Raw genomic sequence first — 24,085 nt, forward strand, 5'->3', positions numbered from 1 at the left:
TGCTTCGGGCTCAGGACTGGTCGGAGGTGAGTCTCAGCCGGTAGAGGCCCGATCTCCGGCCCGGACGGAAGAGAGTGCGCCATTCGTCGCGGATCTCGCTCGCCGGGACCTCGCGGAAGCCGAGCTTCCCGAACCACTCCCCGCCGTGCCGGGTCAGGGCCAGCAGGGAGCCGTGGCCCAGTTCGCCGGCGATGGTCTCGGCGATGCCGACCAGGTCCCGGCCGATGCCCCGGCCCTGCCAGTCGACGGCGATGCACAGGTTGTAGATCACCAGGCTGTCTCCGCACGGCGCCACCCCGGCGCAGCCGACCACCCGGTCCCCTTCGCAGGCGACCACGAAGTCCTGGGACATGGCGGCGAGTTCGGCCAGCGAGCGGGCCACCAGCTGGCCCTGTTCGACGAACGGGGCGGAGAGCAGGGCGATCTGCTCCGCGTCCTCGGGGCGCGCGCGGCGGGCGACGAGCAGGCCGGACGCACGACGGGAGGCGGTCTGCAAGGACTCACGCACCCCCGGCACCGCCCGGCGAGGCGGGCGGACTGCCGGCGAAGCCGAGCCCGAAGGGCTGGTCGACCGGCATCAGCTCGATCATGTTGACGTTGACGCGGGCGGGCTGCGCGAGGCACCAGGCCACCGCCTCGGCCACGTCGTCGTCGGTGAGCGGCTCAATTCCCCGGTAGAGGGCCTCGGCGCTCGCCTCGTCGCCGTCGTAGCGGACCTTGGCGAACTCGGTCTTCGCCATTCCCGGTGCCACGCAGCTGACCCTGACGCCCGTTCCCTGGAGGTCGACGCGCATGTTCAGCGACAACTGGTGGACGAACGCCTTGGTGGCGGCATAGACGTTGCCGCCCATGTACGGGTAACTCGCGGCGATGGAGCCGATGTTCACCACGTGTCCGGATCCGCGGGCGACGAGCCGCGGAAGCACCAGGCCGCTGAGGTTCAGCAGTCCCGAGATGTTCGTGTCGACCATTTCCTGCCAGGATTCGTGGCTGCCCGACTGGAGGGGGCCGAACCCGCGGGAGAGGCCGGCGTTGTTGACGAGCACCGAGATGTCACGGAACCCGGCAGGCAGCCCGTCGAGGGCCCGGGCCAGTCCTTCCCGGTCGCGGACGTCGGCGGCCACCGGCAGGATCGCTCCCCCGGAGTCCTCGTCCGCCAAGACCTTCAGACGGCCCTCTCTGCGGGCCAGGGCCACCACGGAGTAGCCGCGCCCGCACAGTACCTGTGCGATTCTCCTGCCGAATCCCGATGATGCACCCGAGACCACGGCCACGCCGCGCTTTTCCTGCGCCATGCACACCCCCTCGGCCCCGTCGCGCTGTATCGCCACGAAACCTTCGCGCGTTCACCCCACGCCCCCGTCAGGGGCGGGGTTCTGGACACCTGCTTCGGCGGCATTGGGATCTCCTTTGCGCGCCGATCGGCCAGAAGTACGCCTCGTTACGTCGAAACTTCCTCGCCGGCAAGGCTCCAGGTCTACTGACCTCTTATTTCCGTGAATTCCTCGCCAGTGAATCACGGCCGGAAGAGCACGGGGCGTGTGACGTACGGCACAACAGCGTGAACTCAAGGCATGGCGGGGGTTCTTCCAATTCGCTTCCAGTGCAGCGGAAGCGGAGCTCGAGGCAGACTCGACCAGGCTTGCATACAACTCATGGGGTGGCGGCGCCCGCAGAGCGGCTGCGACGTGCGACTGCGGTTCCTGACGTCGCACGATCGCGAGACTCGGCCCGGTGTAACCACCGGACGAACGCGCCCGCCCGCATGGCCTGAAAATGCCTGCGAGGGGGGCCGCTATTCATTTGTTGACATTCCAAGTCCATTCCGTGATAGGAATGTTGGCGACAACGCTGGGGGCTGTGTATCTCGAATCGTTTTTCACTCGAGGGGCAGTGTATGACCATCGTCCCCCGACTCCTCATACCGCGTCCACCGTTGAAGTCATTTCCGGCCGCCGGGCACGGAACGTGCGCGGCCGCTGAACGCCACCTTCGACTGACAAGGGAAACAGTGTGCCTCCATTCAGAAGCCTCGCCTTCGCGTGTCCGTCTTAGCGGTCTGCCCGAGGTGCTCCGCGCACCCGCCCACGCCACACGGGAGCGGCCGTGACGTCGGCGGCCCTCGTGGAGTGGGACCCGCCGGCCACCGCGAAGGCGCTCCTGGTGTGCCTGCCCCACGCGGGTTCCGGCGCCTTCCAGTTCCGCCCCTGGCAGGAACTGCTCGGCCCTGACATCGCCCTGCTGGCCGTACAGCTGCCGGGCCGCGAGAGCCGGTGGCGCGAGGAGCCCCTGACCGGCATGGCGGAGGTGCTCGACGAGCTGGCGCCGGCGCTCGCCGCCCGGATCGACCTGCCCTACGCCGTGTTCGGCCACAGCATGGGCGCGCTGGTGGGCTACGAGCTCGCGCGCACACTGGGCCGCGAGCACGGCCTGCGGCCCCTGGGATTCGTCGCCTCGGCCTGCCGGGCCCCGGACGACCAGGGCGAGCCCTCGCGCACACCCCTGCTGACCGACCAGGAGCTCGTCGACGAACTGGTCGCGGAAGGCGCCGTGCCCGCGGCCCTGGCCGCCAACAGCCGTCTGGCCTCGGCGGTCGCGAGACCCCTGCGCGGCGACAGCGCCATCTGCGACTCCTACGCGCCACCGGCCGAGGACACGCTCCTGCCCTGTCCGGTCGGCGCATGGCGGGGGCGGGACGACGCGGGTGTGACGGACGAGCACATCCGCAGATGGCGCGCCTGGTCCGCCGGCGCCGACACCGTGCGGACCTTCCCCGGAGACCACTTCTACCACCACGCCGACCCGCGCAACGTGACCGCCGGACTGAGGGCGTTCGTCCTCGGCCTGCTGCCACCGCACGGCTGACCGGGGACGCTCCCGGGCGTCCCCCCGCCGGCAGAACCGCTCAGTACCCCTCACCCCCCGCCCGACCCGGCCGTCCGGGACGGGACCACTCGAAGGAATTCGCATTGCCAAGCAACGATCCGCTGCCCGAGCTGGGAGATCCGGACCTCCGATCCCCCCGCGGCTATCTTCGATGGCTGATCGGCAGGCAGTCGAGCACACTGTTCCTCGGGGTGTTGTGGGGCTGCCTGTGGATGGCCAGCATGGGCCTGACCCCCTTCGCCATCGGCCGGGCCATCGACGCCATCTCGGAGAAGGACACCGACCGGCTGCTGGTCTGGACCGGCGTCATCGTCGGGCTCGCGCTGGTGACCACCGCCGGCAGCGTCCTGCGCCACCGCTGTGACACGATCGGCCGGCTCAAGGCCAACTACCTGACGTTCCGCCTCGTCGCCGCGCAGGCGGTACGCCTGGGCGCGACCCTGCCCAAGCGGATCTCCGCCGGCGAGGTCGTGGCCATCGGCACGGCGGACATCACCCGCATCGGCGCCCTGCCCGGGGCCGTCGCGCGCGGCATCGGCAGCGCCGTCACCGTCGTGCTCGTCGCCATCGTGCTGCTCAACACCTCGGTCACCCTGGGCCTGCTCGTCCTCATCGGCGTCCCGGTCCTGCTCGCGGGCACGGGCCCGCTGCTCAGCCCGCTGCACAAGCGCATCGGCAGCTACCGCGACCTCCAGGGCGACCTGACGAACCGGGCCGGCGACATCGTGTCCGGTCTGCGCGTACTGCGCGGCATCGGCGGCGAGGCCGCGTTCGGCGAGCGCTACCGCAAGGACTCGCAGCGGCTGCGGCAGGCCGGCGTCCACGTGGCGAAGGTCGAATCGGTGCTGCCCGCCGCCGAGGTGCTGCTCCCCGGCATCTTCGTCGTGGCGGTCGTCTGGATCGGCGCCCGCCTCGCCGTCGGCGGCGGACTCACCGCCGGTGAACTCGTCGCGGCCTACGGGTACGCCGCGTTCCTCATGCTGCCGATGCGCACCGCGACGTCCGCGGTGCAGTCGTTCGTCGGCGCGGACGTGGCGGCGCAGCGCGTCGTACGGGTGCTCTCCCTCGAGCCCGACGCGGGCTCCGAGGCGGGCTCCGACGCCGACGCCGCACCGGCCGGCGTCTCCGAGGCGCCCGACCTGTACGACGCGGACTCGGGCCTGCGGGTCCGGCCCGGCCTGATGACCGCCATCGCCGCCTCCACTCCGGAGGAGGGCGCCGAGATCGCCGAACGGCTCGGACGCTACGCGCCGGGTCAGGTGACCGTCGGCGGCGTACCGCTGGACTCGCTGCCGCTGGAACGGGTGCGCGACCTCATCCTGGTCGCCCGCAACGAAGACACCCTCTTCTCCGGTGTACTGGCCGACGACCTGGGCGGACGTTCGGAGCAGGTGCGGGCCCAGGCCCTGCACGACGCCAACGCCGAGGACATCGTCGAGGCCCTGCCGGACGGTCTGGACACCGTCGTCACCGAGGGGGGCTCCGCCTTCTCGGGCGGCCAGCAGCAGCGGCTCCGGCTGGCGCGCGCGCTGGCCGCGCGGCCGCAGGTCCTGGTCCTGGTGGATCCGACCAGCGCCGTGGACGCGCACACCGAGTCGGTGATCGCCGAACGGCTGCACACGTCCAGGGCGGAGCTCACGACGGTGGTCGTGAGCAACAGCCCGCTCCTGCTCGACCGGGCCGACGAGGTCGCCTACGTGGAGGACGGCAAGGTCGTCGTGACCGGCACACACCGTGAGCTCGCCACCGGTGGGTCCCAGTACGCCGCCGTCGTCATGCGGGAGGAGACGTGACCGTCACCCTCCCCCGCCCTTCCGACAGCCGCTCTCAGAGGAGTGCCCAGTGAGTCTTCCGGTAGCCGACGCGAAGACGGTCCGCCGTCACGTACGGGGCCTGGTGCGCAGCCATACCGGTCTGCTGACCCGCACCGTGCTCTGGTTCGTCCTCGCCACGGTCTGCGGTCTGGTGGTGCCCGCCCTGCTGGGCCGTCTGGTCGGGGAGGTGGAGAAGGGCATCACCGCCGACCAGGTGGACATCACCGTGGCGACGATCGCCGGACTCCTCCTGCTCCAGGGCGTGTTCACCCGCACCGCGCGCCTGCAGGGGGCCCGGCTCGGTGAGCTGGTCCTGGCCGACATCCGCGAGGGGTTCGTCCGACGGGTCCTGACCCTGCCCCTGCACACGGTGGAGAAGGCCGGCGCCGGGGACCTGCTGACCCGCAGCACCCGCGACGTGGACTCCCTCTCGAACGCCGTGCGCATGGGCGCCCCGTCGATCCTGGTGGCGAGCCTGTCGGTGGGCCTGACGCTGGTGGCGCTGATCGTCACCAGCCCGATCATGGTCCTGCCGTGCCTCGTGGCCGTCCCGCTCATCGTCTGGTCGACCCGCTGGTACCTCACCCGTGCCCGGGAGGCCTACCTGGCGGAGGCGGCGAGCTACTCCGACCTCTCCCAGGGCCTCTCCGAGACGGTGACCGGCGCCCGTACGGTGGAGTCGCTGCACCGGTCCGGCCCGCGCATCCGCCGCACCGACGATGACGTCGTGCGGGCGAACGGCGCGGAGCGGCGCACGCTGTTCCTGCGCAGCGTCTGGTTCCCGCTGATGGACTTCGGCTACGTGCTTCCGGTCGCGGCCACCCTGCTGTTCGGCGGCCTCTTCTACATCGAGGGCTGGGTGAGCCTCGCCGAGGTGACCGCCGCGACCCTCTACACCCGGGCCGTGATCGACCCGCTGGACGAACTCCTCGGCTGGCTGGACGAGTTGCAGGTCGGCGACGCCTCGCTGGCCCGCCTGATCGGCGTCGAGGCCGGGGCCGTTCCGGAGAGCGACTCCGGCCGGCGTCCCGAGGGCGACCGGCTGGCCGCGGAGGGCGTCGCGTACGCCTACCGGACCGGCCACGACGTGATCGAGGACGTCAGCCTCAGCGTCGGCGCCGGTGAGCGCATCGCCATCGTCGGCCCCTCGGGGGCCGGCAAGTCGACGCTCGGCCGCATCCTCGCGGGCATCCACGAGCCGCGTACGGGGTCCGTCACGCTGGGCGGAGTGCCGGTCCACGAACTGCCGTTGGAAGAACTGCGGCGGCACGTCGCCCTGGTCACGCAGGAGCACCACGTGTTCCTCGGGACCGTGCGCGAGAACGTCGCGCTGGCCGCACCGGACGCCACGGACGAGCAGGTGACGGCGGCGCTCGCGGCCGTGGCCGCCGAGGACTGGGTCCGGGCCCTCCCGGACGGCCTCGACACCGAGCTGGGCACCGACGAGAACCCCGTCTCCCCCGGCCAGGCACAGCAACTGGCCCTGGCCCGGCTCGTCCTGGCCGACCCGCACACCCTCGTACTCGACGAGGCCACCTCGCTGCTGGACCCGCGGGCCGCGCGCGACCTCGAGCGTTCGCTCGCCGGGGTGCTGCGCGGGCGCACCGTCATCGCCATCGCCCACCGGCTGCACACCGCCCACGACGCGGACCGTGTGGTCGTGATGGAGGCCGGCCGCATCACCGAGCAGGGAGCTCACGACGAGCTCGTCTCGGCGGGCGGCGCGTACGCCGGACTGTGGGAGTCCTGGCACGGGCGCGGCCCGGCCTCGTCGAAATCCCCTGTTCCTTCGCCTTCTTCGGACCAGCCCGCACACTGAGCGCCAGGAGAGACCCTTGCAAGCCGAGCGCACGCTCATAGTCGACGCCGAAGCCATCGCCACCATCGTTTCGAAGGTGGGGCTGGGGCAACTCTACGATCTGACGATCGCCCGTCTGGAAACCGTTCTCGCCACCGGCAGCGACGCGCCGGTGGAGATGAAGCAGCGGGACGGATTCCTCATCGAGACACCCCATCTGGGTCTGCTGGAGTGGATGCCCGCGCTCCGGCACGGCGCCACGGTGTCCATGAAGATGGTCGGCTACAACCCGCACAATCCGGCCAAGAACCAACTGCCCACCATCCTGTCGACGTTGTGCGCCTTCGACGCGGACAGCGGCCACCTGCGGACGGTCATCGACGGGACCTTCGCCACCGCCGTCCGTACGGGTGCGGCGTCCGCGCTGGCCAGCCGCGTACTGGCGCGTCCGGACTCCAAGGTCCTCGGCCTGGTGGGCTGCGGCGCACAGGCCGTGACCCAACTGCACGCCCTGTCGCGGGTGTTCTCCTTCTCCGAGATCCTGGTGTGCGACGAGGACGTGCGGGCGGAGAACTCCTTCGCGGCCAGGTCCCGGCTGCCCGCCGGGGCCGTACGGATCGCTCCGCTGGCGGAGGTGGAGGAGCGGGCCGACGTGCTGTGCACCGCGACCTCGGTCGCACCGTACGCGGGCCCGGTCATCCGCGGGACCAGCCTCAAGCCGTGGGTGCACGTCAACACCATCGGCTCCGACATGCCGGGGAAGACCGAGCTGCCGCTGGAGCTGCTGCGCAAGGCCGTCGTCGTCCCCGACCACCTGGCGCAGGCGCGCGCCGAGGGCGACTGCCAGCAGCTCGCTCCCGAGGAGATCGGGCCCTCGCTCGCGGAGATCCTCCTCGACCCGGAGGCCCACGGGAAGCTGTCCCCGGTCACCACCGTGTACGACTCGACGGGTCTGGCGCTCCAGGACCTCGTCATGGTCGAGGTGTTCGAGGAGCTCGCGCGCGACCTCGGTGTAGGCCACCGCATCGCCGTCGAGGCGACCGCCGACGACCCGCAGGACCCGTACTCGTTCCTGCCGGAGCCGGTCACCCGGTCCTGGGAGGGACAGCCGGGGGCACGGCGATGACCGCGGCGCCCCCTCCCCCGGGGCACGCGGGGCCGGTGGTGGACACCGGGGTGTCCACGGTCCTGGAGCTGATCGACCGCGAGGTCGCCGCGCACCCGGGGGCACCCGCGGTGCGCGAGCCGGGCCGGGAGGTCACGTACGCCGAACTCGACCGGCTCGCGGACACCGTCGCGGGCCGGCTCGGGCGCGACTTCGGCATCGGGCGCGGCGATACGGTGCTCATCGCGGCGCGGGCGGGAGCCGACTTCACCGCGGCGGTCCTGGGCGCGCTGCGGGCCGGAGCCGCCTATCTGCCGGTGGACACGACGTACCCGCCCGAGCGCATCGAGCAGATCCTGCGGGCGAGCAGCGCGCAGCTGCTGGTGCTGGCCGATCCCGGGGCGCTGGACACCAGCGCCCCGGGGACGCGGGCGACCGGTCTGGACGCCCTGGTGGCGCCGGATCCGGCGGGCGGCGCGGGGACGGGGACGGAGGAGGGCGGCCGGGCTGCGGCCCCGGCCCCGGCCCCGGCCCCGGAGGATCCCGCGTACGTGATCTTCTCCTCCGGTTCCACCGGCAAGCCCAAGGGCATCGTCCAGACCCACCGCTGCCTGGCCAACTTCATCTCCTGGCAGGTGGACGGCTCCGGTCTCGGGCGCGGTCGGCGGGTGCTCCAGGTGGCGCCGCTGACCTTCGACGTGTCGGTCCAGGAGATGTTCTACACGCTCGCCTCGGGCGGGTGCCTGTACGTGCCGGAGTCCCATGTGCGGCGCGACCCCCGGGACCTGATCGACTTCGTCATCGACGAGCGCATCGAGGTCGTGGACTTCCCGCAGTCGCTCATCGACGTGGTCATGTCGCTGCCGACGAGCTTCGAGCACGCCGCCGACCTGCGCCACATCATCAGCGCGGGCGAGACGGTCCGGGTCACGGAGGCCCTCGAGGGCCTGCTGACGCGCCGGCCGGACATCACCCTGCACAACCACTACGGGCCCGCCGAGAACCACATGGTGGCCAGCCATTCGATGAGCGCGGCGGCCGGAAACCTCGAACCGAGGCCGCCGGTCGGGTCGCTGGTGTGGAACACCTACGTCTACCTGCTGGACGAGCACGGGGTGCCGGTGCCCGACGGGGAGGTCGGGGAGGTGTACATCGGCGGTGTGGGCGTGGCCCTGGGGTACACCGATCCCGAGCTGAGCCGCACCGCGTTCGTGCCCGATCCGTTCCGTCCGGGCGAGCGGCTGTACCGGACCCGGGACCGGGGGGTGTGGCGGGCCGCCGCCCGGACCCTCCAGCTGCTGGGCCGGATGGACGACCTGATCAAGATCCGGGGCAATGCCGTGGAACCCCGGGAGGTGGAGGCGCGTCTCGCGGACTTCGCCGGTGTCAAGGACGCCGCGGCGTTCCCGGTGGTGCGGGCCGACGGGGCGGTGGAGCTGCACGCTGCTCTCACCGGTGATCCGCCGCCGGCCCCGGAACTGCGCCGGGCGCTGCTCGCGGTCCTGCCCGACTACATGGTGCCGGTGCGCTGGTGGCTGGTGGACGGGCTGCCCGTCTCACCCAACGGCAAGCTCGACCGCAAGGCGCTGCCCGGCGACGGGGCGCGGCCCCTGTCCCTGGTGCCTCACCAGGCGAAGTCCTCGCGGTAGCCGCGCTTCTCGATGCAGTACGTCCGGAAGGCCTCGGCCTTCCGGACCAGCGCGTCGTCCCCGGTGCGCACGGCGGCTTCGACGAACCAGTCGAACGCCGCCGTCGCATCGGCCTGGCGCGTGAAGGGGAGCGCGGCGAATTTCCGGAAGGAGGCTCGCATGTTGGTGGCGTCCATATCGGCCGCCGACGACAGCAGCTCCGCCACGTCGGCGTCCGAGACCGGCGGACGCGAAATGATGCGGACGGGAAGTTCCGACGGGATGGTGTTCTTGATTTCGATGGGGGTCTCGGCGTCTGCGAAATCGAGGCAGAGAGACAGCCTGGCGACCGGCGAAACGCTGCGGGCCGAGTGCGGGACCGTGGTGTGGATTTTCCAGACCTCGCCGCGCCGGAGGTGGTACACGATGTCGTTCTCGGAATGCAGGGAGCCCTCGTCCGTGCGCAGCGGTATCTGAAGCCTCGTACCCGGCTCGGAGAATTCTAGAAAATCGACGTGCGGCGCGAGAATTCCGTCACTGAGGCCGAATACACGGACCCACTGCAACCTCTCGAGAGGGAAGTTGTCGGTGACGAGCGACATGATCCCGGGAAGCTTCCTGCCCAGGTCAGTGAGGGTGAGCTGACCCTCGTAGGGCCGGAATGCCGTATCCGCTCCACTCCCTCCGGAGTTCGCGAGGACATGTGCGGACCAGAAACCGAACGAGAATGCATCGTATTCACCTCCAGCATCGTTTGAGTCGATGACCGAAAGATCATCGGCAAGGTCGTAGGAATCGATCGGAAGCGTGGCAAGCCTTTGCGACTTGAGCATGTGGGATCCCGTCGTTTGCTGGGTGCGTCGTAGTGCCGGACGTCGATGGTCGGAAATCATAACCACCGAAGGAAGTGAGGGCAATGACCGACTGTAGGCATCGGATTCGCGATTGACAAGACTCATTTCCCTTGCGCAGGATCTTAAGGTGCCGTCAAGTTCTTCAGAACCATCGAAGGTATTGGGTGAGCGTACAAAATGCTGAGTGACAATGCCCTGAGTGAATCCTGGCTCGCCCGCTTGGCGGCCGGCTGCGGAGTTCCGTTCCTGGATGTCGTGTCCCCGGACGGGGACGCGCCGGAATGCGTCCTGGAACCCGCGGTCACCGAGCGGCTGGACGCCCTGACGGGGGGCGACGCGACCGGCCTCCTGCTGCTGACCGTCGCGGCCACCCGGCTCGCGCTGGCCGCGTTCGACGGGGACCCCCGGCACGTGGTCCTGGTTCCCGTGCCCACCGAGTCGCCCGGAGCGGGCGCCGCGGCCGTCGCGGACGCGGTGCCGCGCGAGCTCGCGCTCTGCGCTCCCCTCGACCGCGAGGCTCCGGCCTCGGCCTTCCTTACGGCCCTGCACACCGAGTTCGAATCCGCCCTGCCGCTCGCCTGGCCCGACCGGGAGACGGTCGCCTCCCGTCTGGGACTCGCCGGCGTGCCCGTGGGCCCGGCTCTCGGCCGGCTCGGCGTCGTGTGCGAGGACGCGGGCGGCAAGCTGCTGGATCCCGTCGGCCTGTGCCTGACCCTGCGCCGGACCGGCGGCGGGCTGACCCTGACCGCCGAGGCCGACGGCGAGCTCCCGGTGGCCGCGGCGGCGCTGCTCCGCTGCACGGCGGCGGCTCTGGCGGAACTCGGCCGCTCACCCCGGCTGCCGGCCGCGGAGCTGGACGTGCTCGGTCCCGCGCAGCGCGCCGAACTGGAGCGGTGGTCGGGCCTGCCGGTCGTGGCGGAGTTCGCCGACGCGACCCTCACCGGCATCGTCGACGAGGCCGCGGAACTCTTCCCGGACCGCGAGGCGGTGTCCGACGGCGAGGTCGTGTGGAGCCACCGGGAGCTGGCGCTGCGCGCGTCGCGCGCCGCGCGGTCGCTCACCCTCGACCACGGCGTGAAGCCGGGCGACCGGGTCGCGCTGCTGCTGCCCAAGAGCCCCGAACTCGTGCTGGCCGTCCTGGCGGTACTGCGCGCCGGCGCCTCGATGGTCCCCCTCGACCCCTCGCACCCGCCGGAGCGGGTCGCCCGTCAGCTGCGCCTGAGCGGAGCCGTCTGCGTCGTCTCCGCTGCGGACGAACTGCCCGGTGACGTGGCCCTGCCAGTGGTGTCCCCGCAGGCCCTGGCCGCCGCGGCCGCCGCCGACGGCCCCGGGACGGCGCCCGGACCGGGTCCCGACGACGAGGCCATCCTGTTCTTCACCTCCGGATCGACCGGCCTCCCCCGCCCGGTGGCGCTCACCCACCGTCAGCTCGCCCACAAGACCCTCACCTCGGGGCGGCTGCTCGGCTTCGACGAGGAGATCCGGTGCGCCCTGCTGTCGGCGGTGACCTCCGACGCCCTGACCTATCAGATCTTCACGACCCTCGCCGCGGGTGGCTGCGTGGCGGTCATGGGCTCGCCCCAGACCCTCTCGCCCGCGGAGTTCTGGGCGGCGACGCGGCGCCTGCGCGTCAACGTCGTCAACTGCGTGCCCTCGCTGCTCGCCGTGATGGCCGAAGGGCTGCCCGCGGGAGCCGCCGAGGACGTCCGCATCTGCCTGCTGGGCGGCGACGAGATACCGGCGGGCCTCCTGCCCCGGCTGGCGGACCGACTGCGCGTGGGCACCTTCGGCAACCTGTACGGGCCCACCGAGGCCACCATCGAGGCGACCACCTTCACCTGCCCCGGATCCGCCTTCCCCGAGTTGACCACCGTCCCGGTCGGCAGGCCCACCGAGGGCTTCGGCGTGCTGCTGCTCACCCCCCACGGGGACCACGCACCGCCCGGCATCCCCGGCGAGATCCACGTGCTCGGCCCCGGTGTGGCCCGCGGCTACGCCGACGAGGAACCGACCGGCCCGGGGCGGTTCTGCGAGCTCCCCGCGCACCCCGGCGTCCGGGTGTTCCGCACCGGCGACTTCGGCCGCTGGAACCACCGGGGCGAGCTGGTCTTCCTGGGCCGCCGGGACAACCAGATCCAGATCCACGGCAACCGGGTCGAGCTCGGCGAGGTCGAGGCCTCCCTCAGCTCCGTCGCGGGCGTCGTCTCCGCCACGGTCCTGCCCTTCACCGCCCCGTCCGGGCCGCCGACCGTCGTGGCCGTCTACACCTCGGACCAGGGTCTCGAACCGGCCGACGTACGCCGCCGGCTGGAGCAGCGCCTGCCCGGCTACATGGTCCCGGGCCGCATCCTGCGCTTCGACGAACTGCCCGTCACCCTGCACGGCAAGATCGACCGCATGGCCATCACGGCCCATGTGGCGGGCCTGGACGGGCAGGTCTGGCAGCCCGACGACGAAGCCGACCGCACCGCCGCCCGGATCTGGGCCGACGTACTCGGCAGCGCGCCGCGCGCCGGGGACGAGGACCTCTTCGCGGCGGGCGGCCACAGCCTCACCGCCGCCGTCCTCGCGGGCCGGCTCGGCGCTGCCGCCGGCGGCGGCGCGATCACCGTCCGCGACGTGTTCACCGCCCGCACCCCCGAAGGGCTCGGCGCCCTGCTGCGCCGCGCCGCGGCCGAGGGGATCACGGAAACCGCCGCCCGGGCACCGTGGCCCGAGACCCCGGACCCCGTGCCCGCGAGCAACGCCCAGCGCCGCATGTGGTTCCTCGAGCAGTACGAGGGCGGGGAACTGCGCCCGTACAACATGGTGGAGGCCTTCCGGCTGCCCGGCTCCCACGGGGCGGCGGACGTGGCGGACGCCCTGGAGCGGACGGTGCGCAGGCACCAGGCCCTGCGCACCGTGTTCCGCACCGACCCCGACGGCCTGAGCCAGGTCGTGCTGGCTCCCGAGCGGGCCCGGCCCGGACTGCGGGTCCACCGTACGGACGCCGAGGGCGCCGCCGGTCTGCTGCGGAGCATCGCCGACGCGGAGCAGCGCCACGTGTTCGACCCGGCCGAGGGGCCCCTGCTGCGTGCGCACTGGCTGGTCGAGGACGGGCGGCCCGGCGGCACGCTCCTGCTCTCCGTCCACCACAGCGTCTGCGACGGCTGGTCGTTCGCGGTGATCCTGCGCGACCTCCAGCGGTTCCTGGCCGGCAGGCAGCAGGTGGCGGAGCCCACGCAGTACGGCGCGTACGCGCTCGGTGAGCGGGCCCGCGGGGACGATGCGCGGAGCGCCGCGTTCTGGCGGCGCACCCTGGACGGCGCGCCGAGCGTCGACCTGCCGCTCGACCGGCACCGGCCGGCGGAGCGCCGTTCGGCGGCGGGCACGGTCCGGCTGACCCTCGGCGAAGGCACGACCCGGTCCGTACAGGACCTGTGCCGACGGCTCGGGACCACCTCCTTCACGGTGATGGTCGCCGCCGTCCGTGTCCTTCTGCTGCGCTGGAGCGGGGCCGGCGACATCGTGCTCGGCACGGTCGTCTCGGGCCGCGACCGCCCCGAACTGGCCGACTCGGTCGGGCTGTTCGTCAACACGGTGGCGCTGCGCACCCCGGTCGGGCCGGAGCTCGGTTTCACCGATGTGGTCGCGGCCGTGGCGGCGCACGCTCGGGAGGTCCGCGCCCACGAGGAGTACCCCTTCGAGAACCTCGTGGAGGCGTTGGGGCGCGAACGGATCACGGGACGCAATCCGCTCTTCGACGTGCTGGTCGAGGCCGCCGTCTCCGGTACGGACCCGCTGGGCACCGAGGAGGGCCCGGCGGCCGAGCACATCCGGCTGGACAGCGGTGCGGAGGGCTTCGACCTCTGCTTCAGCTTCGGCGAACCCGGCCCGGGCCGGCCCATCGAGGTGGCGGTCACCTACCGCGAGGACGTGCTCGACGCGGGGACCGCGCAGCGGCTCGCCGGCCGGCTGGACCACCTCCTGGCCGCTCTGACCGAGGCCCCCGGGGCCCCAGTCGGCACGGCCCCCCAGCTGCCCGGCGCGCAGCACGACGAACTCATCGCGGCCGGTACCGGGGAGAGCCCCTCCGACGGGCACACCACGGGCACCCTGCTGGACCTCGTGGACGAGCAGGTGCGGCGCACGCCCGGGGGACGGGCCGTCGTCTGCGGCGACCGTGTCCTGACCTACCGCGAACTGGACGGCCTCGCCGACGCCCTGGCCGCCCGGATCGCCGCGGTCGCGCCGACCGGACCCGACCGCGTGGTCGCGGTGCTGTGCGAGCGCTCCGCGTGGATGCCGGTCGCGCTGCTCGCGGTCCTCAAGACCGGTTCGGCGTTCCTCCCCCTCGATCCGCAGCAGTCGCCGGCCCGGCTGGCCCGGGTGCTCCGCGACAGCGGGGCGGTCGCCGCCGTCACCTCGGCGGAGTTCACGCCGACCACGGCCGGCGAGGGCGTGCCCACGGTGACCGTCGGCGAGGCGCCCGGGTCCGCCGCGGTCCGCGACGAGCCGGCGGCCCCGCGTCCCGCGGGCCCCGCCGACCTCGCGTACGTGGTGTACACCTCCGGCTCCACCGGGACGCCCAAGGGCGTCATGGTCGAGCACCGCGGCATCGTCAACTCCGTCCGGTTCCGCATCGGCTACTACGGACTCGACGCGACCGGCGCGGTCCTCCAGGTCGACCCGATCCATGCCGACGCGGGCATCGCCGACGTGTTCAGCGCGCTCGGTTCCGGCGCGCCCATGGTGATCGTCACCCGGGAGCAGCTGCTCACGCCGCAGGACGTGGCCGCGGTGATGCGGCAGCACCCGATCCGCCACGTGCTGATCGTGCCGAGTCTCTACCAGATGCTGCTCGACGAGGTCGGCCCGGCGTTCCGCGAGGTGCGCGAGGTCGTCCTCGGCGGTGAGCGGGTCACCCGGGCGCTCGTCGCCCGGCATGCGGAACTCCTCCCCGGTGTGCGGCTGTTCAACGAGTACGGTCCGGCCGAGGACAGCGTGGTGACCACGGTGGAGCCGGTGGACACGCGGGACGCACCGGACGCACCGGACGCCGCCGTGCCGGACACCCGGTCCGGGACGGCCGCCGGCGACGCCTCCATCGGCCGTCCGCTGCCCGGGAAGTGGGTGGACCTGCTCGACGAGCGGGGCCATCTGGTGCCGCTGGGCGCTCCGGGCGAGCTGTGCATCGGCGGGGCGGGCCTGGCCCGCGGCTACCTCGGCGACGCCGAGCTGACCTCCGCCCGCTTCACGGACAGCCGGGTACGGCCCGGCGAGCGCATGTACCGCACCGGCGACCTGGCCCGGCGGCTGCCGGACGGACGCCTGGAGTACCTGGGCCGTGCCGACGACCAGCTCAAGATCCGCGGCAACCGGGTCGAGCCGAACGAGGTGGCCGCGGTCCTCGCCGAAGCCCCCGGTCTGCGCAACGCCGCCGTACTCCCGACGGCCGGGCCCGAACCGCGCCTGGTCGCCTACGTGGTCGGCGAGACGGACCAGGCGGAGCTCCGCCGCCACCTCGCGGCGCGGCTGCCCGCCTACATGATGCCCGCGGCCTTCGTACGCCTGCCCGTCCTCCCGGTGGCGGCCGGCGGCAAACTCGACCGCCGGGCGCTGCCCGCGCCCGACGAGGCCCTGGCCGCCGCGGAGTCCTCCGCCGCCGCCCGGCCGTTCACCCCGGCCGAACAGCGCGTCGCCGACGTGTGGACGCAGGTCCTGGGGCGTCCCGTCACGGACCCGGACGGCAACCTGTTCGAGATGGGCGGGCACAGCCTGGCCGCGGCCCGCATCGCGCACGCCCTGCACGTCAAGGTGGGCGCCGTCTTCACCTTCCAGACCGTGGCCACGCTGACCGCGGCGCTGGACGGGCAGTCGGCGCAAGCAGGGGCGGAGCCCGGGGCGGCCGTGGAGGCACCCTCGAAGGAGAGCACCGAGGAGAGCGCCGAGGAGAGCATCGAGGAGACCGCCGAGCGCGGGTTCCTCCCGCTGTCGCGGGCACAGCGCCGCGTCTGGCTGACCTCGCGATGGGCGGGCTCGGACACCTTCGTCATCTCCGACCTGGTCCGGCTGGGCCGCCGGATCGACGCCGGCGCGCTGCGCACCGCCCTCGACGCCGTCGTGGAACGCCAGGACATGCTGCGGGCCCAGGTCCTGCCCCGGGGCACGGACGCGGAGCTGACCGTGCTGGACCGGCTCCCGGACGGCCCGCCGCTGGTCGTCGTGGACCTGCCCGGCGCGGACCCCTCGGGGCCCGAGGTCGCGGCCGCGCTGCGCGACGCCCGGCGGGTCAGCTTCGACCTGGAGAAGGCTCCGCTGTTCGAAGTGCGGCTGCTCTCGGGTCCCGTCGGCGGTGACCTGCTCACGGTCACCGCACACCACCTGATCTACGACGGCGCGAGCGTCGACGTGCTGCTGGAGGACCTGTTCACCGCGTACGAGCGCGCCGTCGCGGGCGAACCGGCCCGGCTGCCCCGGCTCGAGTACACCTACCAGGAGTGGGTGCGCGAGGAGCAGGAGTGGCTGGCCGGGCCCGAGGCGGAGCTCGACGTGGAGTTCTGGCGGGAGCGCCTGCGCGGTGTCACGGCGGGGCCCGACCCCGTGGACCCGGCCCGCCGCCGGGGCCGCCGGGGCCGCACCGGGCTGGTCCACCGGTCCCTGCCCGCGGCCGTGCTCCGGGGCGCACCCGGGACCCCGTTCGCACAGGTGGTCACGGCGTTCGCCCTCACCGTGCACCAGCGCACCCGGGCCACCGACCTCGTCGTCGGTTTCGCCGCGGGCCTGCGCGACCGGCCCGAGGCCGACGCGCTGATCGGCTACCTGGTCAACGCGGTGGCCCTGCGGATCACGCTGGACGAGGCGGTGACCGGACGTGCGTTGCTGCCCCGGGTCCAGATCGGGATCGCCGAGGCCTACGAGCACTCCCGGCTGCCGTTCGACGTGCTGGCGCAGCGACTTGCGCTGCGCGCGGCGCCGGGCCGCAGCCTGCTGCTCGACCTGGGCGTGAGCTGGGAGAACGCGGGCCTGCGCCCCGACAGCCATGTGGTCGAGGACCTGCTGGTCGACGATCTGCCGGCCACGAGTGACCTGTGGCTGTACGCACGCGTCAAGGGCGACACCCTCCACCTCGACCTCACCTACGACGACAACCTGCTCGACGAGACGGAGGCCGGCGCCTACGCCGACCACGTCGCCGCGGTACTGGACGCCCTGGCCACGGGCCGGCCCCCGGTACCCGTCGGCCTTCCCTCACCGACCGTGCCCCCGACCCCCGAGCCGTCCGCATCCGGCTCTGCTTGGAGCGACACCCACTATGACTTCTGACACCGCCCTCGGGCACCGGGACGACGCGACCGTCACCGGACCCGACCTGACCCAGCGGCTGTGCGAGCTGTTCGCCACGGCACTCGAAGTGGACGATGTCACCGCGGACACCGACTTCTTCGTCGCCGGCGGACACAGCCTGTCCGCCCTGGACCTCGCCGTGGCCGTGGAAGTGGCCTTCGGCTTACGGGTCCGCGTACGGGACGTCTTCGACGCCGCCACGCCCGCACTGCTCGCGGCGCAGCTGGCCGAGCTCGTCCCCGCAGCCGCCGAACCCGCCGCCCCGTCAGCCCCCTCGGCCCCCTCGGCCACGCGCCGGCAGTCGGGCACGGCGCTGCCCGGCACCGAGGCCGCCGAAGCCGCGCGCTGGCTGTGGCTGGAGCGGCAGCGCGGCGACGGCGACTCCGGGGCCTACACCGTGCCCTGTCTGCTGGACGGCGAGGGCGCCGTGGACGTGGACCGGCTGACGGCGGCGTGGGCCTCCCTGGCCCGGCGCCACCCGGCCCTGCGGACCGTCTTCGTCGAGGCCCAGGGCGAGCCGCGGGCGCTGCTCACGGACGAGCTGCCGCCGCTGGAGGTCGTCGACCTGCGCGGGGAGGAGCCGGACGACGCCCGGTTCGACTCCCTGGTGGACGAGCGCCTCGCGGTGCCGTTCGACCCGTCGACCGGCCCGCTCACCCGGACCACCCTGTTCCTGCGCGCCGACGCCCGGTGGTCGCTGCTGCTGCTCGCGGACCACCTCGTGTGCGACGGACGCAGCCTGGAGATCCTCGCCACCCAGCTCGTGGCCGCCTACGCGGACCCGGCCACCGCCGGACCGTCCGAGGACCGGCCCGCCCACCGCCCGGCCGGCCACGAGGCCGCGCTCGACCACTGGCGCGACGTCCTCCTGCCGCCTCCGGCGCCGCTGCCCCTGCCCGTGCGCGGCCCGCGGACGCGGCGGGCCGGCAGCGCCACCGCCATCGCCGTGCGGGAGATCGGCCCGGACGTACAGCGGCAGCTGACGCTGCTGGGCCGGCGGCACCACGCGGGATCCTTCGTGCCGCTGGCCGCCGCCGTCGCCCGTACTCTGGCCGGGATCACGGGCGGCACGGACATCTGCCTGGGCACCCCCGTGGACCGGCGGGCCCGGCTCGGCGCGAACGACGCGGTCGGCTTCCACGTCGCGACCGTCCCGCTGCGCCTCGACGTCCGGGACGGGGCGACTGCGGACGAGCTCGTCGGGCAGGTCGCACGGCGCACGGTGGACGCGGTGGACCACAGCGAGGTGCCCTTCGACACGCTCGTGGCGGCGCTCGCGCCACCGCGGTCCCCCGGCCGGCCGCCGTTCTTCGACGTGTGGGTGGCCCTGTATCCCCGTATCGACACCGGACCGTGTGCGCCGGACGGCATCGCCCTGCGCGGCGGGCCGATACCCCAGCGCGTCGGCATGTTCGAGCTGTCCTTCCAGTTCGTGGAACACGCGGACGGCATGCGGCTGTGGCTCCAGTACGACACCGGGCGCTACGCCGAGGACACCGCCGAGCGGATGGCCCGGCGGCTCGAGGACGAGGTGGCCCGCCTGCTGCGGGACCCCGCGGAGCCCGCACCCGAAGCGGCGCCGGAGCACCGGGCCTTCGGCGGCTTCCGGTTCGATGCCTGACCCGACCTGTCGCCCCTGCACCCGAGGAGACCAACCATGACCACGTCCATCGAGCCCCAGACCGTGACCGAGCTGCGGCTGACCGCGGCCGAGGCCCGGCAGGTGTCCGACCTGACCCTGCGCCTGGCCGGGCAGTACCGCGCGGCCGACGACGAACGGCTGCTCCAGGAGCTGCCGTTGCTCACCGACGAGCTGCCCGTCCGGGTCCGGCGCTTCCTGCGGGCCTTCTCCCTCGACCAGGCCCGCGGCTTCTGCGCGGTCAACGGCCATCTCGTGGACGACGAGCGCATCGGGCCCACGCCCGCGCACTGGAAGGACGAGACGCGGATCCACCACGAGCTGCCCGAGGAGATCCTCGTGCTCCTCTACGGCTCGCTGCTCGGGGAACCGTTCGGCTGGGCCACCCAGCAGGACGGGCACCTGGTCAACGACGTGTTCCCGATCCGCCAGTACGAACACGAGCTGCTCGGCACGGGCAGCAAGACACCGCTGACCCTGCACACCGAGGACGCCTTCCACCCCCACCGCGCCGACTACATCATCCTGTCGGCGCTGCGCAATCCGGACTCCGTGCCGGTGACCGTCGCGGAGGCGGACTTCACGGTGCTGCCGCAGGACGTCCTCGACGTCCTGTTCCAGAGCCGGTTCCACATCGTCCCCGACACGTCGCACCTGCCGGAGAACAACACGGTGCGCACCGACGAGGACCGGCTGGTCTTCGAGAACATCGCGCGCCTCATCGACGGGCTCGGCACGGTGCCCATGCTGACCGGCTCCCGGTCCCACCCGCTGCTGTGCTTCGACGCCACGCACATGTCGGCGCCCTCGGACGACCCCGAGGCCGTACGGGCCTTCGCGGCGGCGGCGGAGCTGCTCGACGCGGGCCTGACCGACTGCCCGCTCGAGGCCGGGAGCTGCGTCTTCATGAACAACCACCGGGTGGTGCACAGCCGTAGCGCGTTCGAGGCGCGCTACGACGGCACGGACCGCTGGCTCAAGCGGGTCAACGTCACCCACGACCTGCGCAAGTCCCGTGCCATGCGCCGGTCCGTCGGCTCGCGTCTGATCGGCTAGCCGGCGAGCGCACACCGCGACACCACGCACTGTGCCCCGGGGCGAAAGCCCCGGGGCACAGTGCGTGGCCGGCCGGCGCGGTTACGCCACCTGGGCCGGCTCGGCCTTGCGGATCAGTTCGGCGACCTCGCGGACGGTGGGGGTGGCGAAGAAGTCGCCCATGTCGACGCTGACGCCCAGCTGCTTCTCGATGGAGTCGATCACGGAGATCGCGAGCAGGCTGTGTCCGCCCTCGTCGAAGAAGTCGGCGTCGGGAGCGACCGGTCCGACGGCGAGCACCTCCTCGAAGATCGCCCCGACCTTCGCCTCCAGCCCGTCGCCTTCCGCTGCCGTGGGCGACGGGGAGGGCGCCGGTGCCGGGGTGGCGGCGGTCTCGGCGAGGCGCACCAGGGCGCCCCGGTCGATCTTGCCGCTCACCATCCGGGGCAGCGCGTCGATCAGCGCGAGGGTGGTCGGCACCATGGCGGGCGGCAGTGCGGCGTTGGCCCCCGCCCTGATCTCCTCCACCGTGGTGTCCACGGCTTCCAGCCAGGCCGCCAGCGCCGGAGCGCCGTCGGGGCCGCTCACCACGGCGACCGCCGCCTGGTGGACGCCCGGCAGCAGGCCCAGCACGCTCTCCACTTCACCGGGCTCCACCCGGTGGCCGCGTATCTTCACCTGGTCGTCGGCCCGCCCGGTGAACTCCAGCATGCCGTCCGGGCGCCACCAGACGAGGTCTCCCGTGCGGTAGCTCCGCCCGCCGGGCGCCTCGGCGTCGGCCACGAACACCGCCTCCGTCAGCTCCGGCCGGTTGCGGTACCCGTCCGCGAGGCCGTGTCCCGCCAGCCTGAGCTCTCCGACGAACCCGGTCGGCAGGACCCGTCCGTCGGCGCCGGTCACGGTGGCGACGGTATTGGCGATGGGCCACCCGATCGGGAAGCCGGGGCCCGCGGCCGTGCCGTGGTCGAAGGCCGTCGCGCCCACCGAACTCTCCGTCGGTCCGTACTCGTTGATCAGCCTGACCGCGGGCAGCAGCTCGTGGTGGCGGCGCACCAGATCGGGCGTCGTGGCCTCGCCGGCCACCGTGATCGCGCGCAGCGAGGCCGCGGCGCGCGGGAGTTCGCCGAGCAGGACCCGGTAGAGGCTGGGGACGGTCGTGAGGTGGGTGACGCGGTGCTCTTCCGCCAGCTCGGCCAGCTGACGCGGCAGCAGCTGGTGGGTGTCGGCGAGGACGAGGCGCCCGCCGGAGGCCAGGACCGGGAACAGGTCGGCGACCGAGCTGTCGAAGGCCAGCGACGGCAGTTGCAGGAGCCTGGTGCCGGCGTCGAACCCGTGGTTGCGCAGCTTCCACTGCACGTAGCTCGCGATGGCGCGGTGCCGGATCTCCACGCCCTTGGGCCTGCCGGTCGACCCCGAGGTGTACACGACGTACGCGAGGTCGTCCGGGAGCGGACCGGACCGGTCCGGCTCGTGGCCGGGGGCGGGGGCGGGGCCGGTGGCCGCGGCCTGGATGTCGATGACCGGGGCGGTGAGGCCGGCGGGCAGCCCGGCGAGCAGGTCGGGCGCGGCGAGGACGGCCGCGCACTCCGCGTCGTCGAGGATCTCGGCCAGCCTGGCGGCGGGTGACCTGGGGTCGAGCGGTACGTAGGCCGCGCCCGCGAGGAGGGTGCCGACGATCGCCGGCACGGCGTGGACCGTCTTGCCGGTGAGCACACCGACCCGGTGTCCCCGTCCGATGCCCGCCGTGTGCAGGCGCGCCGCCACGGCCTGCGCCGCCTGCCAGAACTCGCCGTACGTCAGGGTCCGGGCACCGGCGACGACGGCGGTGCGGTCCGGGTTCGCGCGGACCGTCTCCTCGATCGGCGCCGTCAGCGTCGTGGGGACGCCCTGCGGTTCGAAGCCGCGCCGGCCGAGGGCGGTGGCCGCCGCCACGTCGTCGGCCGCGGCCGTGGGCAGCGCGGCGGCGGGGGCGTGCGGATCGCTGAACCCGGCCAGGACACGGGACACCGACCGCAGCAGGACGTCCAGGAACCAGGTCTCGGCGCGGTCCGGTCCGGCCTCGGCGACGAGTTCGCGCACGCCGTCGGCACCGGGCTCGGTCAGCACCAGCTCGATGACGTCCGGCCGGGGGGCGCCGGCGGCGGGGCCGCCGACCCGGGCCGAGCGGACCAGGAGGGCGCCGGCGAGTTCCGCCTGCGCGTCGGCCACCACGGGCGCCGAGCGGAGGGAGGCGTCGGCGGCCCGTATGAGGTCGCCGACGGTGGACCGGGCGGCGAGCCCGGTCCCGGACAGCACCGGCCCGGCCGGGCCGGACACGGCCACCACCGGTTCGTCGGTGTGCTCCGCCGCACCGACCACCACTGCCGCCGCCGCGGTGAGGGCGACCAGTTCCTCCAGGGGGCGCCCGCCGGAGACCTTGGCCAGGCCGTCGGCGGCGGACGCGGTCAGCGCGAGTCTGGCGTGGGCCGGCGCCGGCCGCTCGGCAGACGTGCGGCGGGGGCGGATCGTGGTGGCGGGCACAACAGAGTCGGACGTCATGGGCACATTTCCTTGCTCGAGGACGAATGAAGACAACTGCCCGTCGGCCAAGAGGTGTTCTGCACGGCGCACAGGGAGCGCCATGGATCTCGAACACCGCATCGGGCACGTGCGGGCACACCCGTCACCGAGGTGGGACGCGAACGGACCGCGTACCGGCGGGCCGTGGCCGGGCCGGTACGCGGGTCACCGCTGACACCACAGGGTGCCCATGCACTTGTCGGGCCGGAGCGCCGGGCGGCCCGCGGTTCGGGCGCCCGGTGCTCCGGCCAGGCCGTTGCCTCGCGTCAGCCGCGCTTCGCGATCATGTTGGCCATGCCTTCCTTGCCCTGCGTCTTCAGCGCCTTGAGGCGCTCCTGCCGCAGGCGGGCATCGCTCCGCGAGGCGATCCACTGGTTCTCTCGGATCAGCTTGTGGTAGCTGTCCAGGCGGCGCTGCTGCAGCATGCCGTCCTCGATGGCCTCCTGTACCGCGCAGCCGGGTTCCGCGACGTGCTCGCAGTCCCGGAACCGGCAGTCCTCGGCGAGCTGCTCGATCTCCGAGAACGTCTGCTGGAGGCCGTCGGCGGCGTCGTAGAGGCCCACGCCGCGGATACCGGGCGTGTCGATCAGCACGCCGCCGCCCGGCAGGGGCATCAGCTCGCGGGTCGTCGTGGTGTGGCGGCCCTTGCCGTCGCTCCTGGTCTGCTGGGTCTCCATGACGGAGCGGCCCAGCAGTACGTTGGCGATGGTGGACTTGCCCGCGCCCGACTGTCCGACCAGGACGCTCGTCCCCGTCAGAACGGCCGCGAGGATGTCCATGCCGTCGTCGGTGGTGGCGCTGACGACCAGGACGTCGACCCCGGGAGAGGCCTGCTCGACCGTCTCGCGGACGCCCTCCGCGTCCTCCGCGAGGTCGGACTTGGTGAGGACCATCACCGGCTGCGCCCCGCTCTCCCACGCGAGGGCGAGGAAGCGCTCGATCCGGCCGAGGTCCGGCTCCGTGTCCAGGGCCACGACGACACCGATGGTGTCGATGTTGGCGGCCAGCACCTGGCCTTCGGAGCGCTGCGAGGCGCTGGAGCGGACCATGGCCGTGCGCCGCGGCAGCAGCGTCTGGACGTAGGTGCCGGCCGCGCTGATCCGGACCGCCACCCAGTCGCCCGTGCAGGGCATCTTCATGGGGTCGGGGTCCGCGACCGGGCCGGTGTCGGCGTGGACGACGGTCACCTCGGTGTCGCCGTCGGCGATCACGACGTCGCAGCGGCCCCGGTCGACCCGGATGACCCGGCCGGGCACCCACGAGGCGTCGGCGGCGGAGGCGAATTGATCGTCGAGCTCGGGGGACCATCCGTAGGCCTCGAGCGGCCGCGGGTAGATCGAATCAGCCGATGTCGATGAGTGACGCAACGCGATGAGCCCTTCGGGAGGTGTTTCCGGCCGGCGCACGCGAGTCGGGCCGCACCGGCTGCTGAACAAGGGGC

The 24,085-nt window shown here is 73.0% G+C and carries 13 protein-coding genes; 8 read left to right on the forward strand and 5 right to left on the reverse strand.

Annotation, left to right across the window (positions count from 1 at the left end):
* Window positions 1-10: 10 nt before the first annotated feature.
* Window positions 11-508, reverse strand: coding sequence for a GNAT family N-acetyltransferase (locus tag ACTVZO_RS06110; protein WP_443297395.1), 498 nt, complete (start codon window positions 506-508; stop codon window positions 11-13).
* Window positions 501-1,295: an SDR family NAD(P)-dependent oxidoreductase gene (locus ACTVZO_RS06115; protein ID WP_443297396.1), complete on the reverse strand. Its 795-nt coding sequence runs from the start codon at window positions 1,293-1,295 to the stop codon at window positions 501-503. The genes ACTVZO_RS06110 and ACTVZO_RS06115 overlap by 8 nt, the downstream gene beginning before the upstream one ends.
* Before the next feature lie 811 nt (window positions 1,296-2,106).
* Between ACTVZO_RS06115 and ACTVZO_RS06120 the strand changes: the two genes are divergently transcribed.
* From ACTVZO_RS06120 to ACTVZO_RS06140, 5 genes are all read left to right on the forward strand, one after another.
* Window positions 2,107-2,865: a thioesterase II family protein gene (locus tag ACTVZO_RS06120; protein ID WP_443297397.1), complete on the forward strand. Its 759-nt coding sequence runs from the start codon at window positions 2,107-2,109 to the stop codon at window positions 2,863-2,865.
* Window positions 2,866-2,969: 104 nt separating this feature from the next.
* Window positions 2,970-4,679 (forward strand): ABC transporter transmembrane domain-containing protein, encoded by a 1,710-nt coding sequence (locus tag ACTVZO_RS06125; RefSeq protein WP_443297398.1) that lies wholly within the window; start codon window positions 2,970-2,972, stop codon window positions 4,677-4,679.
* Window positions 4,680-4,728: 49 nt separating this feature from the next.
* Complete coding sequence (locus tag ACTVZO_RS06130; protein WP_443297399.1) at window positions 4,729-6,519, forward strand: ABC transporter ATP-binding protein; 1,791 nt, start codon at window positions 4,729-4,731, stop codon at window positions 6,517-6,519.
* Window positions 6,520-6,535: 16 nt separating this feature from the next.
* On the forward strand, window positions 6,536-7,624 hold the full coding sequence (locus ACTVZO_RS06135; RefSeq protein ID WP_443297400.1) for an ornithine cyclodeaminase family protein: 1,089 nt from the start codon (window positions 6,536-6,538) through the stop codon (window positions 7,622-7,624).
* Window positions 7,621-9,252 (forward strand): amino acid adenylation domain-containing protein, encoded by a 1,632-nt coding sequence (locus ACTVZO_RS06140; RefSeq protein WP_443297401.1) that lies wholly within the window; start codon window positions 7,621-7,623, stop codon window positions 9,250-9,252. Before ACTVZO_RS06135 ends, ACTVZO_RS06140 begins: the two co-directional genes overlap by 4 nt.
* On the opposite strand, the gene ACTVZO_RS06145 is transcribed toward ACTVZO_RS06140, so the two are convergent.
* Window positions 9,228-10,064 (reverse strand): putative nonproteinogenic amino acid hydroxylase, encoded by an 837-nt coding sequence (locus ACTVZO_RS06145; protein WP_443297402.1) that lies wholly within the window; start codon window positions 10,062-10,064, stop codon window positions 9,228-9,230. The two genes, ACTVZO_RS06140 and ACTVZO_RS06145, sit on opposite strands and share 25 nt — an antisense overlap.
* A gap of 198 nt (window positions 10,065-10,262) precedes the next feature.
* Here ACTVZO_RS06145 and ACTVZO_RS06150 point away from each other — a divergent pair, with 198 nt between their 5' ends.
* From ACTVZO_RS06150 to gntD, 3 genes are read left to right on the forward strand one after another with little or no spacing between them, the layout of a single operon-like run.
* Window positions 10,263-17,390, forward strand: a complete 7,128-nt coding sequence (locus ACTVZO_RS06150; protein ID WP_443297403.1) for an amino acid adenylation domain-containing protein — start codon at window positions 10,263-10,265, stop codon at window positions 17,388-17,390.
* Window positions 17,380-19,032, forward strand: a complete 1,653-nt coding sequence (locus ACTVZO_RS06155) for a condensation domain-containing protein (protein ID WP_443297404.1) — start codon at window positions 17,380-17,382, stop codon at window positions 19,030-19,032. The genes ACTVZO_RS06150 and ACTVZO_RS06155 overlap by 11 nt, the downstream gene beginning before the upstream one ends.
* A 36-nt stretch (window positions 19,033-19,068) precedes the next feature.
* A complete protein-coding gene (gene gntD, locus ACTVZO_RS06160; protein WP_443297405.1) occupies window positions 19,069-20,106 on the forward strand; it encodes a guanitoxin biosynthesis L-enduracididine beta-hydroxylase GntD in 1,038 nt (345 codons plus the stop codon).
* 81 nt (window positions 20,107-20,187) lie between these two features.
* On the opposite strand, the gene ACTVZO_RS06165 is transcribed toward gntD, so the two are convergent.
* Both ACTVZO_RS06165 and rsgA read right to left on the reverse strand, forming a co-directional pair.
* Window positions 20,188-22,623: a non-ribosomal peptide synthetase gene (locus ACTVZO_RS06165; protein WP_443297406.1), complete on the reverse strand. Its 2,436-nt coding sequence runs from the start codon at window positions 22,621-22,623 to the stop codon at window positions 20,188-20,190.
* A gap of 287 nt (window positions 22,624-22,910) precedes the next feature.
* The gene (gene rsgA, locus ACTVZO_RS06170) at window positions 22,911-24,011 is read right to left on the reverse strand and encodes a ribosome small subunit-dependent GTPase A (protein ID WP_443297407.1); all 1,101 of its coding nucleotides are present in this window, start codon (window positions 24,009-24,011) and stop codon (window positions 22,911-22,913) included.
* Between the last annotated feature and the right edge of the window lie 74 nt (window positions 24,012-24,085).

The organism is Streptomyces sp. IBSNAI002, assembly GCF_052244475.1.
In the GTDB taxonomy this organism is placed as follows: domain Bacteria; phylum Actinomycetota; class Actinomycetes; order Streptomycetales; family Streptomycetaceae; genus Streptomyces.